This window comes from Paenibacillus sp. 32O-W (assembly GCF_007679495.1).
In the GTDB taxonomy this organism is placed as follows: Bacteria; Bacillota; Bacilli; order Paenibacillales; family NBRC-103111; genus Paenibacillus_L; species Paenibacillus_L residui.
Map to the genome: position 1 here is coordinate 56,620 of NZ_VEGP01000025.1, position 14,223 is coordinate 70,842.

The following is a 14,223-nucleotide window of genomic DNA, read 5'->3' on the forward strand; positions in this document are numbered from 1 at the left end:
GCTTTTGGCGTTGGTTTAGACGCTGGTCCAGGCGGGGGTGATCTTGATTAGGCTTAGATGCATTAAAACGGGCAAAATTCCTGCGATAATACATCAATTTTGGCTCGATTCGGACCACTCCGGAGAAAAGGCGGCGAAAGTGCACTAATTTTCGTATTCAACGGTCTGATCACCCTTAAAACGAGAAAAAGATGTATTTTTTCAGGCTTTGCATATGGATATGGAACAATATGGACAAAAGGCTGCAGATTTGCAGCTTTTAATTACCGGGCCCCGCATAGTACTGGATAAATCTAAGACAGGCTACAAATCCAAAGCCGCCAAGGGTTAACGCTGTGAAACTCAGGTGATCGCGGACAGACAGAATGACGCCTAGAGGAAAAGTAGACTCCACCCAGTTAGGGTGCCTAACTTGGAAGGCCATATGTCACTTTGTGCGGTTATGTTTTGCCGCAAAGGACATTGAGTTCAGCCGGAAAACGGATTACAATATTTCTTGTATGGAAAATGATTTTCGAAATGGGGAAATGTTGTGAAAAAAGAAGAAAAGCCAGTCGTCGTCAAGTCGGCCGACCGGGTCCTCGATATCTTCGAGTTATTTGCGGAAGAGAAGGAGCCGATGAGCTTGATGGATATTTCGCGCAAGCTGGGGATGCCCGCGAGCAGCACCTACAAAATTTTGCAAAATTTGCAGGCAAGAGGCTACTTGGAAACCGACAAGCAGGAGAGAGCCTTCTATTTGGGCTACAAACTGTTTGAAATCGGCTCCAAGTATTTGCAGAACACCAGCCTGTCCGCCGAGTTCCATCAGGTGGCCCAGAAGATCGTCGACGACTTGAATGAATCCGTCTTCCTGGCGATTCGCGATGGGGGAAACATTCTGTACATAGCGGAGAAGCAAAGCTCCCACGCCGTCCGGTTCGTTTCGCACCTGGGAATGAAGCTGCCCCTGCACGCAACCGCCATGGGGAAGATGTTCCTGAGCTCATTGGATCAGGAAGAAATCCGCAAGCTGTATCCCGATGAAGAGCTGGGAGCCCTGACAAGCAGCACGATACACAGCTACCGGGATCTGCTCAGCCAGCTGGAGGAAATCCGTTCCGCCGGGCTGTCCTTCAGCCAGGGAGAAGCCGTTGAGGGGGTGCGTTGCGTAGCAGGACCAATCTATGATTCCTCGAAGCAGCTGGTAGCTTCCTTAAGCATCTCGATTCCATCCGCCCGGATGGACGATGAGCTGTGGAGCCGGGCGATCGAATGGGTCCGCCAAGCGTCGAGGGAGCTGAGCACGAAGCTGCAGTTCCAGCAGTAGAACCATGTCGGGGGCGCGAAACCGCTGACCGGATGGACGATGAGCTGTGGAGCCGGGCAGTCGAATGGGTCCGCCAAGCGTCCAGGGAGCTGAGCACGAAGCTGCAGTTCCAGCAGTAGAACCATGTCGGGGGCGCGGAACCAATGACAGAATGGGTCCGCCAAGCGTCCAGGGAGCTGAGCACGAAGCTGCAGTTTCAGCAGTAGGACCATGTCGGGGGGCGCGGAACCGCTGACAGAATGGGTCCGCCAAGCGTCTAGGGAGCTGAGCACGAAGCTGCAGTTTCAGCAGTAGGACCATGTCGGGGGGCGCGAAACCACTGACCGGATGGACAATATGCGTGGGCCTTACACGGAGCCTGTTCGCGCTTGGTTACTCAACTTTTGCAGCTTAATTTCGGTAGATAAGCCTTGATGTACCTGATTCTAGAGCAATAGTGCACGTCTTTTTGGAGAAAAGTCGCCACATACCTGATTCTAGATCAATAATACACGTCTTTGGAGCGATTTTTTGCGAAATGGCCCCATTTTGTGAAAAAGACCTGCACATTTGAGCGTCTTTCGCCTTCTTTTTGGAAAAAGGCACGATTTTAATGTATTTTTGCTCGTCTTTGTGATGTCTTCACCGGCCCGGATGAACGATCGCGTTCAAAGAAGATGGTGACGGGTATCCCCTTGCTGTTTTCAAGTGTTGCAGCACTTTCAGTTCTTTGAAAGCCGGTTTAATTTCATTTGGAAGTTGATTCGGCTGTACGATTTGCTCTATCATATAGAGGACACCTCTTCTTTATGGTAGTGATTGCTTGACACTCTCACTTTACCAAACGAAGTGGTGTTTTTCTATTTTTCAACTTTTGTATTTAATCCGCTGCTTTTTCAGTTGTATCATGCATTTAAGCCGATTTTCGCTCTGCGAAAGTCGAGTTAGGTGAGAAACTGTATCGAATAAGGCGCAGGTACTTGTACCGGCGGCAATGAAGATTTCTCTATACCGTATCTATGGATCTGTGATGGGAGGGCGTAGGATGAAGCAGAGACAATTGGAAGGCAAAGTAATTTGGATCACGGGGGCTCTGGGGATGCTGGGGCAATCCGCTGTCACCCTGTTTCTCGAGAGAGGAGCGAAGGTGGCCGCAACGGATCTCTTGCCCCTGGAAGGCTGTCCGGAACTGAAGCAAACCGCTGAAAGTTATGGTGCTGATAGCTTCCTGTTCATGCAATCGGATGCCTGCAGCGAAAATGAGGTGCAGGAGGCCATTACGCGAATAGAGGCGCATTTCGGCAGATTGGATGGGGTTTATCACAACTGCTACACGCATGTACGCAAGCCGGCATTAGAGCTCGCCCTGGATGAATGGGAAGCGACGATTCGCGGGACGCTGACAAGCACATTCCTCGTCAACAAGTACTCGCTGCCCCTTATGATCCGAAGCGGGGGAGGGTCCATCGTGAATACTTCCTCGATTCTGGGCCACCTTCCCCAGAAGACGTGCCTGGCTTATGGCGCAGCCAAAGCGGGGGTCAGCCAGATGACCCGGGTGATCGCCGTCGACTATGCGAAGGATGGAATTCGCGCCAATGCTCTTGTGCCGGGTGATTTTAATACCGAGCAGGCGTGGCAGGCAATGCCGGAGGTAACCCGGCAATTTATCCGGGATAATACTTTGCTGCGCAGAACCGGGCGACCGGAGGAAATTAACGAGGTGGGGGCATTCCTGCTGTCGGATGCCGCCTCCTACGTAACAGGTTCGCTTTATACAGTAGATGGCGGGTATAGGATTTGATGATCCTTAGTTTTCTTGATATAAAATAATTTTCTTGATAGAAAATGGCCTCCGTGATACGATGAGCTTAAATGGATAACATCCCCAAATAAGGGTGAGAAAATCGTATTCACTTAAGGAGGTTCAATCGTATGAAAACCGATAGATCCAGACAGATGCTGGCAGAAGCAAACCAATATTTGGCCGGAGGGGTGGCCAGCTCCCTGAGGGCGGCCATGAAGCCGACCCCGCTCTATGCAGCCGGCGGCAAGGGAGCGCGTGTATACGATGTAGACGGCAACGAGTACATCGATTATTTGCTGGCGTATGGTCCACTGATTCTCGGGCATTCGCATCCTTTGCTGAATGAGAAAGTATATCAAGCCATGCAGAAGGGCTATACCTTCGGGCTCCAGCATGAAGGCGAGATCGCCTTGGCCAAGCGGCTTACGGAGATTCTCCCCTGCGCGGATAAAGTCGTGTTCAGCGGCTCGGGAACCGAAGCGGTAATGATGGCGCTCAGGCTGGCGAGAGCCTATACGGGCCGGCAGAAGGTGGTCCGATTCCACGGGCATTACCATGGCTGGTCCGATACGATCTTTACCTCCTTCCCGAGCGCGGATATGAAGAGCCAGGCGGCCGGGTCCGCAGCCGGGGAGGCGGTTCCGGGAACGGGAGGGCAGAGCGTCAACAGTCTGGAGGACGTCATTCTGCTGCCGTGGAACGAGCCCGATGTGCTGGAACGCACGCTGACGGAACGGCGGGAGGAGATTGCCGCCGTGATCACCGAACCGATCATGTGCAATTCCGGCTGCATTTCTCCCAGGGAGGGCTATCTGGAAGCGATGCGGGAGCTGACGGAACAATACGGCATCGTTCTGATCTTCGACGAGGTCATTACCGGCTTCCGCCTCGGTCTGGGAGGAGCCCATGAACGATTCGGCATCACTCCGGATTTGATGACGATGGGGAAGGCGCTGGCAGGCGGAATTGCGCTGAGTGCGGTGGCCGGCAAGAACGAGATTATGAACCTCGTCGCCGAAGGCCGGGTGGACCATCTCGGAACTTTAAACGGCAATACGGTATCGACCGCTGCGGCCATGGCGGTTCTGGATGAGCTCGGGCGCGACAACGGGGCGGCCTATCGGCAAATGGAGCGGATCGCCGGACAACTGGCGGAGGGAATTCGCTCCCTGATGAAGAAATATAATGTAAACGGCGTCGTTAATCAGCCGGGGCCTGTGTTTCATATGATGTTTACCGATCAGCAGGAAGTGGCGCATTTCGATCAGTTCGGCCGCCGGGATGCGGCGAAATACGGTCTTTTTGCCGAGCTGATGCTGGATGAGGGAATCCTGCTCCGCCCGAACGGGTTATGGTATGTATCTGCCGTACACGGGGATAAAGAAGCAGAAGAGACTTTAAAGGCGGTTGAGAACGTTTTCGCAAAACGTCCGGAATTTACTGCCTAGGAGAGGGGTTATGTATGGAGGCGGATATTGTCATTAAAAATGCAACGATTGTGGACGGAACCGGCGGCGACCGGTTTCGCGGATCGATTGCGATTAAGGATGGGAAGCTGGCCCGAATTAGCCGGCAGTCGAACCTAGAGGAATCAGCAGCAGACAGTCGGGAGGCTTGGGAGGGCGCCAGAGCCGCGAACGGCCCGGGAAGCTCAGATGTTAGCGGGCTCGGGCTGGAAGGGGTGGAATCGGCCCGGGAAGTGATTGACGCCCAAGGAATGATCGCGGCGCCGGGCTTCATCGATACTCATGTGCATTCCGACCTTATGCTGCTGTGGGACCGCCAGCATGCATCCGGTTTGGCACAGGGCATAACTACGGAGGTGTTGGGGCAGGACGGGTTGTCGTATGCTCCGCTCAGCAGGGAGAATTTGCTGATGAATTACAAGTTCCTGGCGGGCTTGAACGGGGCGCCCGATATTCCGCTTGATTGGTCTTCGGTGCGGGAATACCGGATGAAGTTCGACCGAACGGTTGCCATCAACACGGCGTATCAGGTTCCCCATGGCGCCCTGCGGCTGGAGACCTTGGGAATGCGCGATTTGCCGCTGACCGGCCAGCATCTGGCCAAGGCCAAGCAGCTTCTCGATCAAGGGTTGAAGGAAGGAGCGGTCGCCTTCTCCACCGGTTTGAGCTATTATCCATGTTCATATTCCGACACGGAAGAAATGGTGGAATTATGCAAGGTAGCGGCGGCGAACGACAGTGTCTATGTAACCCACTATCGGACGGTATTCCGCGGCGAGCCGATAGACCCGGTGCTGGAATCGATTGAGATTGCCGAGCGTTCGGGGGTGAAGCTGCACTTCTCCCATTACCGGACGAACCTGGAGAAGGCGGGCCAAGTGCAGCAAGTAATGGCGGCGATCGATGCTGCGTATGAGCGGGGAGTCGATCTGACGCTGGAGCTGTATCCTTATCCGTCCGGAAGCGGATATGTGGTGATTTGGCTGCCGCTGTGGTGCTTCGAAGGAGGCTTCGACGCCATTCTCGAGCGGCTGGCGGACCCGAAGCTTCGTCCGCGTTTTATAGAAGGGATGGAGCAGAATACGATTCCGCTGCGCGGATACTTCACGAATCTGCCTAACCATCCGCAATATGTCGGGCGAAGCTTCCGCGAAGTCGCCGAGGAGAGGGGGCAATCGGTCCCCGACATGCTGTGCGACCTGCTGCTGGCGGAGAAGCTTCAGGTAGGCTATCACGATTCTCCGGAATGGATGTTCGAGGAGGCCAGCCAGGAAGCTTGGGACCGCTTCAACCGGGATTGCCTGGAGCTGCTGTCGCGGCCCTATTATATGGTAGGCTCGGACGGAATTCCGCTCGGGAAGAACCCGCATCCGAGGGCATTCGGAACCTTCCCGCGCCTGTTAAGGTTCTGCCGGGAGTATGATTTCAGGCTGGAAACGCTCGTCAACCGGATGACGAAGGTGCCCGCAGACCGTTTCGGCCTGGCCGACCGCGGAGTATTAAAGGAAGGCTATGCGGCCGATCTTGTTATTTTCGACGAGCGGAGGGTGACGGATACGGCGACTTACCAGCAGTCGCGCAGCGGCCCGGTTGGCATTCCTTATGTATTGGTCAATGGCGAGGTAGCCGTTCGCGGAGAGCAGGTCACCGGAGTGTTCGCCGGCAGAGCATTGGAAAGGGGACGATAACATGACAGATTTCCATCCTATTCCGTTAGAGGAAATCGAGACGCCCGCCGTGCTGGTTGATCTGGATGTGCTGGACCGGAATTTGCGGGACAAGGCGCGGTTAGCTGCAGAGGCCGGAGTCAAGCTGCGGCCGCATACGAAGACGCACAAGTCGGTCTGGATTGCCCAGCAGCAGATCAAGTACGGCGCTTGCGGGATTACGGTAGCCAAATTAGGCGAAGCCGAGGTGATGGTCGAGGGAGGAATCCGCGACATCCTGATCGCCTTTCCGATCGTCGGCAAGAAGAAGCTCCAGAGGCTGGCGAAGCTGCTGGAGACCGCGGATATTAAGGTGAGCGTCGACCATATCGATGTAGCCCGGGGGCTTTCCGAATTGGGGGAAGCGATGAAGCGGAGAATTCCGCTGTATGTTGATGTGAATACCGGCTTGAATCGCTGCGGATTGGAGCCCGGTGAGGAAACCGGCGAGCTGGTGAAGCAAATTGCCCAGCTTCCCGGGGTCGAGGTAAGAGCGCTCATGACGCACGGGGGCTATTCCTACAGCAAAACCACCGCAGAGGACTTGCGCGCTGCCGCAAGACAGGAGGCGGAGCTGCTGGTGCAGACCAAGGAGTGGCTCGCGCAGGAAGGCATCGATGTCCCGGAAATCAGCGTCGGCTCCACGCCAACTTCGGTCTATGTCGGGGAACAAACCGGCGTGACGGAAATACGCCCCGGCTCCTATGTATTCGGAGACGGCACTCAGCTGTCGACCGGAATTATCGATGAATCCGGCTGCGCCATGAGTGTCATGACGACGGTCGTCAGCGCGCCTCGTCCCGGAACGGTCATCGTCGACGGAGGCTCCAAAACCTTCAGCGGCGATACCAATCCGCACCGCCCGGGATATGGAATCGTTAAGGGGAATCCCGGCGTTTATCTCGAAAGATTAAGCGAGGAGCACGGCAATGTGCGGGTCCCGGATGAAGCCGTTTATGAAATCGGGCAGCGCCTTTTCTTCATCCCGAACCATTGCTGCACCACGACCAATATGCATGACCGGGTGTACGGCCTGCGGAACGGCAGGGTCGAATCGATTCTGACGATCGACGCCCGCGGCAAAATTACTTAACAGGAGTGATCATTTATGTCGAAAACAATTCATGTCTCTAAAGCTCCCCAGTTTCCGCTTCCTTTCTCCCATGCGGTTAAAGCGGGGGACTTCGTGTATGTATCCGGACAGGTAGGGGTAGACCCGGAAACGCTGGAATTGGCGGGGGAGACGATTGAAGAGCAGACCGCCCGCTGCATTCGCAATGTGGAGCTGATTTTGCAGGAGGCCGGGCTGACGCTGGACCACGTGATCAAAGCGAATGTGCATCTGAGCGATGGGAATCTGATTCCTGCATTTAATGAAGTATATGCACAGATGTTCCAGGCTCCGTACCCTACCCGTACGACGGTGGTCAGCGGTATCGGGAAATATTTAATCGAAATGGATGTTATCGCATACGCCCCTTCGAAAAGGAGCTAAGAGATGGAGCTTTATATCAGCAAGGAGCTAACCGCCCGCCATTCCTTTACCAGCGGGATTGAGGGTCCGGCTTGCGATCGCGAAGGCCGGATTTATGCCGTTAATTATGAGCGGCAGCATACGATTGGCCGGGTGAAGCCTAATGGTGAAGGAGAGGTTTTCCTTGAGCTGCCGGGCGGCAGTATCGGGAACGGGATCCGGTTTGACCGTGAAGGAACGATGTACATTGCTGATTATGTCCATCACCATATTTTCAAAGTCGATATGACGACGAAAAAGCTGACGGTCCATGCTCAGGAGCCCCGGATGAATCAGCCCAACGACATAGCGATTTCCCGGAGCGGCATCCTCTTCGCCAGCGATCCGAATTGGCCGGAGCAGACGGGCCAGTTGTGGCGGATCGACCCGGACGGGAGCGTCGTGCTGCTGGAGGCAGGCATGGGGACGACGAATGGAATCGAGGTCAGCCCCGACGAGCGGGTGCTGTATGTGAACGAGTCCGTGCAGAGGACCGTATGGGCGTATGATCTGAATGAAGCCGGGGAGGTCAGCGGCAAAAGGCTGTTCTTCCAGTTCCCCGATTACGGGCTGGACGGAATGCGCTGCGATATGGACGGCAATCTATATGTCACCCGCCATGGCAAAGGAACCGTAGCCAAGCTGAGCCCGGCAGGCGAATTGCTGCTCGAGGTGAAGCTGGCGGGCACCGATTGCACCAATTTGACCTTCGGCGGGCCGGATGGTCGGCAGTGCTACGTTACCGTCGCGGACACCGGCAACATCCAGACCTTCACGGTGGAGACACCGGGAAGGTGCTGGGGCATGTGGGGGTAGCGCGGTGCTTCCGTGGCCGCGGCCCCGCAGCTCGCGCGGCGTAGCCAGTAGCCCGCAGCGTTAGATCGTTCGGGCAGATGCTTTCAAAGACCTGCACTTCTGCACGTTCTGGCAGGCTTTACATTCACGTGTTATATAACGGAAAGGGAGTTACCGCATGCGATTTATCGTTGCCCCGGATTCGTTCAAAGGCAGTATGAGCTCGCTGGAAGCCGGAGACACCATCCGCAGGGCGATTCTCCGGGAGATGCCCGATGCGGCGGTTCACGTGATTCCTATCGCGGATGGCGGGGAAGGTACCGTCGAAGCCTTGCTTCACAGCACCGGTGGCGAGCGGATCGAGCTTCAGTTGCGGGGGCCTTACGGGGAGCCTGTCTCCGCTTTTTACGGAAGAATAGGAGACGGGCAGACGGCCGTCATCGAGGTTGCCGCCGTGGTCGGCCTGCCTTTCGTTCCGGCGGATAGAAGGAATCCGCTCCAATCGACATCCTACGGCGTAGGTGAATGTATCCTGCATGCGCTCGAAGGCGGTGTTCGCCGGTTTATTATCGGGCTGGGAGGGAGTGCTACGAACGATGGCGGAATAGGGATGCTTCGCGCCCTTGGGGTAAAATGTCTGGATGCGGCAGACCAGCCGATCCCGCCTATAGCGGCCAACCTGAATCAGGTCAGCACCGTCGATTTCAGCGGCCTGCACCCGCTGCTGGCGGAGGCGGAGTTTCGCATAGCCTGCGACGTGGACAATCCGCTATGCGGTCCGGACGGAGCCTCAGCCGTGTTCGGTCCGCAGAAGGGAGCCGCTCCGGCACAAGTGGAGGAGCTGGACCGGGGGATGCGAGTCTATGCGCAGGCCGTGGAAGAAAGCTTGGGACGGCCCGGGCTGCAGAATGCTGCCGGTGCCGGCGCAGCCGGCGGCTTAGGGTTTGCTCTGTTGGCCCTTGGCGGAAAGATGCAATCCGGGGCCCAATTAATTGCTGAGACGGCCCAAATCGAGGCATTACTGGCCGATGCCGATTGGCTGTTCGTTGGAGAGGGGCGGACGGATGAGCAGACGCTGCATGGCAAGGCACCGTTCTATCTGGCCTCACTGGCCAAACGGTATGGAGTGAAGACGGTGCTGCTGTCGGGCAGCCTGGGCGATCATCTGGATGAGCTGTACTCCGCTTTTGACAGTATGCATTCGATTGTCAACCGTCCGATGACGCTGGAGCAGGCCATGACCCATGCTGAAGAATTGCTGTTCAATGCCGCCCGCAATATAGTTCGGCTTTGGAAGTGAGGCGTGGGTTCTGACGACCGCCATGGAGTGCCGCATACGCGCCGGGAAGAGACGGGAGTTGAAGAAAACAGACGCTTCCTGATGGCCGGAGAAACCGGAAATATACCGGGCTCTTATTATTATGGAGAGACCGATGATTATGCAAAGCCGACGGAGGCAGGAAAAAAAGGAGGATGTCATGTGAAAATCGGGGTCATAGGCATGTTTCACGAAACAAATTCCTTCGCGCCGGGCCGGACGGAGCGGCATCACTTTCTGAACGAGTGGGTGGCGGGAACACAGTCTTATCGGGAGCGCTACGAGAATACCCGCACGTCCATGGGGGGAGTGATCGATGGAGCGAAGGAGCTGCAGGCGGAGCTGATCGCCGGTGCTTACGTCGCGGCCACCCCAAGCGGCATGGTTACGGCGGAGTGCTTCGAGGAGCTGGCGGGGGAAGTGCTCCGGTCGATTCCGGAGGGTGTGGATGGCCTTATTGTTATACTGCACGGCGCGATGGTCTCCGAAGCCTGTCGGGACGTAGAAGGAGAGCTGCTGAGACGGGTCCGGGACAGAGTGGGGCGGGAGCTTCCGATCGCCATCACGCTGGATCTGCATGCCAACATCAGTCCGCAGATGGTCGAGCATGCCGATATTCTCATCGGCTACGATACCTACCCGCATGTGGATGCTTATGAGCGGGCGGTAGAGGCGACCCGGCTGCTCGGACGGATGATCCGGTCGGAAATTCGGCCTGTTCATGCATATAAGCATTCCCGTCTGTTGGTCGCGCCCCAGGCGATGGTGACTCATGAGGGGTTCATGAAGGAGCTTATGGAGGCGGCTTTCGAACTGGAGAAGGACCGACGGGTGCTCAATGTGACGGTGGCCGGCGGGTTTCCGTACAGCGATGTCGAGGACGCCGGACTGACCTTCGTTGTCACGACAGACAACGACCCGGCCTGGGCCGGGCAGTGCGCGGAGAAGCTCTGCCGGCTGGCGCAGGAGCGGCGAGAGGAATTCGCCGTGGAAGGCTATCCTGCGGAGGAAAGCATTCGGCAAGCCATCCGGCTAGAGGCCAAGGGCCCGGTCATCCTGATTGAAGGCTCGGACAATGTGGGCGGCGGGGCACCGGGAGACGCGACTCATCTGCTGCGGCATCTGCTCGATACACCGGCGAAGAGCCTGATGGTTATCTGCGACGCGGAAGCGGTCGGTCTGGCCCTGCGAGCGGGAGTCGGCGGTTCCTTCGAAGCGGCGGTCGGCGGAAAGAGTGATTCATTCCATGGCGATCCGGTTCCGGTCCGAGGCAAAGTCCGGCTGTTGTTTGACGGCAAATACCGTCATATCGGCTCCTATATGACCGGGCAATGGGCTGACATGGGACGCACGGCAGTGATCGAAACAAGGAATGTCACTCTTGTCTTGACGGAGCAAAGAGTCGCCCCTTGGGATCCGGGCCATGTTGCTTCGATCGGTCTGAATCCGGCGGATTTCGACTTGATCGCCGTGAAATCCGCCGTCGCCTGGCAGACAGCCTTCGGCTCGTACGCAGCCGGAACCGTGCAGGTGGATACCCCGGGCTGCTGCGGCTTTAATCTGCGGCACTTTACCTATCAATATCTGCAGCGTCCAATATATCCATTGGATTCAGAGATATAAACTTATAGAGTTAGAGGCCTTGGGGCTCAGCGCCCGGGGCCTTTTATTTGTAAAACCGGGGCTCCCCGCAAAGTATAAACGCGCCTTCCAAAGGATGGCGATAGCCGTTTATCCTTTAGCTGCAATCCGCATGTTTGATGCCTATAATCACAGTACCAAACGGCGGATTGTAAATCGCCCGGGAGATGGTTCCAGTGCCTCTTGACGACCGAGCGGTTATTGCCTACAATTTATTTGCGCAATATTCAGAATATTGAATCATAAAATAACGCCTTTGTTGCCATGAAATTAAAGAAGCTAGGGGGGATGCGTGACTCTTTACGCTTGTCGAAAGACGAATATTTTTCAGGTAATTATGTAATCGCTTACTTTATGTCGAAAAATAGGAACCTGTTCAGCCCGCTGTCCTGAAGATGATGAAGTCTGCGAGGAAAGTCCGTATCAGGAAGAAGCCTGCTAAGCTGAATCGACGATTCCAAAGGGAGGCGTATATGGTTAGAAAAAGAAGATTGATGAAGAGCACCGGGATGGTTGTCCTCACGGGCACTTTGCTTGCGGGGTGCGGAGGAGGGGGAGGGGCGGATAGAGACGAAAGCGTGCTGGAGAATTTGAATCCCTCCGGAATGCCCATAGTTAAGGAAAAGATAACGATGAAGGGGTTCGCCGGCAAATTCTTCGCCTCTGCGGATTGGAGCAATCTGATGCTGTGGCAGGAATACGAAAAAATGACGAACATCCACATGGAATGGGAGACTGTGCAGGTCGATACGTTGGCGGAGAAGCGCAATCTTCTGTTGGCCGGAGGGGATTACCCGGAGATATTGTACGCTACGGCGGTAGGTAAGGCGGATTTGATCCGGTATGGCGGGGAAGGGGTGTTCATTCCGCTTAACGACCTGATTGAGAAGTATGCCCCCAATTTCAAGAAGCTGATGGACGATTACCCCGTCGTCAAGAAAGGGATTACGATGCCGGACGGGAATATTTACTCTTTCCCCACCATTCGCGATCCGGAATTTATGTCCGTGCGGACCCGTACGCCCTGGATGAAGAAGGAGTGGCTGGATAAGTTGGGGCTTCAGGAGCCGACGACTCCGGATGAATTTTATCATGTTCTGAAACAGATCAAGGAGGGAGACCCGAACGGAAATGGCCAGGCGGATGAAATTCCTTATGGGGCCGTAGGTATTACCCAGCTATTGGACTTTCTGAAAGGTTCGTACGGGCTGAACACTCATGGAACCGCGAACGGGCATGTGGATGAAGACCCGGAGACGAAGAAGCTGCGTTTTATCCCGGCGCATCCCCGTTATAAGGAAATTCTGGAGTTCGCCAACAAGCTGTACGGCGAAGGATTGATAGATAAGGAAATCTTTTCGATAAAAACGGCGGAGTTCACGGCCCGGGCATCGGAAGGGGTTTACGGGTTCGTTTCGAACGTGAATCCGGAGTCCATTTTCAACCAGAAGGGCTATATCGGAATGCCTGTGCTCAAAGGGCCACACGGGGATCAGAAAAATACGGCCATCGGCTCACCGCTGGGTAACCTGGGCCAGTTCATCATCACCGACAAAAACCAGAACCCGGAGGCCGCAGTTCGCTGGCTTGATTTCTTCTACAGCGACGAGGGAGCGAAGATGTTCTTCATGGGCTTCAAGGATATCACCTATAAAGAAATGCCGAACGGAGAGGTCGAATATACAGACGAAATTATCAACAATCCGAAAGGGCTTAATCTGGACCAGGCGGTCAGCCAGTATTTGATCTGGCCGGGGGGCTATTATCCCGGTATTATTAAGCAGAAGTTTTTCAAAGGGGCGGAAGGACGCCCGTCCTCGATAGAAAATACGCAGAAAGCCATGCCTTATACGCTTAAAGACGAGGAAATCTGGCCTGCTTTTAACTTTACGTCGGAGGAGCAGGATGAGCTGACTACCATTCAATCCGATCTTCACGTGTTTATTGACGAAATGAGGGATAAATTCATTTCCGGCGCCGCACCGTTCTCGCAATGGGACGATTACGTCAAGAACATGGAAAAGATGGGGCTCGACCGGTATATGGCCATTTACGAAGCCGCTTATAAGCGCTACCAGGAGCAGTAAGCAGGCGGATGGCGTATCTGATCGATGCGAAAAAAGCTGGAACCGAGCTGACGATTCGAGTCGATGTGAAGGATTGCAAAAGGAACCGTTCGAGGATATCGGACGGTTTTTTATGTTTTTGATTGGAGGATAGGTTGCTTGACAGGTTCCCTCAAAAGAACAGAGGTCCCGTCCCTATAGAAGCTGGCTGTGATTAAAAGGCTCTTAGCCGGTAAACAATGGATACTATCGGCTGTGCAGCTAAAAGCCTGTCTCCCTTGTCGGGGGCTCACCCTTCTGTGCCGCCGGAGCATATACTACGGCAAAGGGGCGATGCAGAATGGAAGATAGAGAGACGGGACTCACCGGTTTGTTCTGGGGCGTGCTGTTCAGTATCCCGCTGTGGATGTCCATTTTCGGCTGGGTGCTCATCCTTCGTGATTGGTTGTTTTGATGGAGACTTCTTGCCGGGAAATTTAGAAAGAAATCTTCCTTGAAAAATGATAAGCTGCGAGCTTGTAGCAATAAACCGATTTCAGAAGAATGCATAGGATCTCGGAATAAACCGGGCGATTGAGGCTCAATTTGGGGTGCTTGAGTTAAAATTATCGATGTAAACGTGT

Annotated in this window: 10 protein-coding genes; all 10 read left to right on the plus strand. The window is 55.0% G+C overall.

The window, feature by feature from the left end:
• Positions 1–532 precede the first annotated feature (532 nt).
• The 10 genes from FS806_RS11990 to FS806_RS12035 all read left to right on the plus strand — a co-directional run bounded on the left by FS806_RS11990 (position 533) and on the right by FS806_RS12035 (position 13,621).
• Complete coding sequence (locus FS806_RS11990) at positions 533–1,309, plus strand: IclR family transcriptional regulator (RefSeq protein ID WP_260982064.1); 777 nt, start codon at positions 533–535, stop codon at positions 1,307–1,309.
• A 1,024-nt stretch (positions 1,310–2,333) separates the two neighbouring features.
• Entirely contained in the window at positions 2,334–3,092 is a 759-nt protein-coding gene (locus FS806_RS11995; RefSeq protein ID WP_186328340.1) for an SDR family NAD(P)-dependent oxidoreductase, read from the plus strand.
• Between the two features lie 131 nt (positions 3,093–3,223).
• Positions 3,224–4,543, plus strand: a complete 1,320-nt coding sequence (locus FS806_RS12000; RefSeq protein ID WP_144936390.1) for an aspartate aminotransferase family protein — start codon at positions 3,224–3,226, stop codon at positions 4,541–4,543.
• Between the two features lie 14 nt (positions 4,544–4,557).
• On the plus strand, positions 4,558–6,249 hold the full coding sequence (locus FS806_RS12005) for an N-acyl-D-amino-acid deacylase family protein (RefSeq protein ID WP_144936393.1): 1,692 nt from the start codon (positions 4,558–4,560) through the stop codon (positions 6,247–6,249).
• Between the two features lies 1 nt (position 6,250).
• Positions 6,251–7,360 carry an alanine racemase gene (locus FS806_RS12010; RefSeq protein ID WP_144936396.1) on the plus strand — a complete coding sequence of 370 codons (1,110 nt, stop codon included), beginning with the start codon at positions 6,251–6,253 and terminating at the stop codon, positions 7,358–7,360.
• A gap of 15 nt (positions 7,361–7,375) precedes the next feature.
• Positions 7,376–7,762, plus strand: coding sequence for a RidA family protein (locus FS806_RS12015; RefSeq protein ID WP_144936399.1), 387 nt, complete (start codon positions 7,376–7,378; stop codon positions 7,760–7,762).
• A gap of 3 nt (positions 7,763–7,765) precedes the next feature.
• Entirely contained in the window at positions 7,766–8,596 is an 831-nt protein-coding gene (locus FS806_RS12020) for an SMP-30/gluconolactonase/LRE family protein (RefSeq protein ID WP_144936402.1), read from the plus strand.
• A gap of 157 nt (positions 8,597–8,753) precedes the next feature.
• Complete coding sequence (locus tag FS806_RS12025) at positions 8,754–9,875, plus strand: glycerate kinase (RefSeq protein ID WP_144936405.1); 1,122 nt, start codon at positions 8,754–8,756, stop codon at positions 9,873–9,875.
• A 3-nt stretch (positions 9,876–9,878) separates the two neighbouring features.
• Complete coding sequence (locus FS806_RS12030; RefSeq protein ID WP_260982065.1) at positions 9,879–11,516, plus strand: M81 family metallopeptidase; 1,638 nt, start codon at positions 9,879–9,881, stop codon at positions 11,514–11,516.
• Positions 11,517–12,007: 491 nt separating this feature from the next.
• The gene (locus FS806_RS12035) at positions 12,008–13,621 is read left to right on the plus strand and encodes an extracellular solute-binding protein (protein WP_144936408.1); all 1,614 of its coding nucleotides are present in this window, start codon (positions 12,008–12,010) and stop codon (positions 13,619–13,621) included.
• Positions 13,622–14,223: the final 602 nt, after the last annotated feature.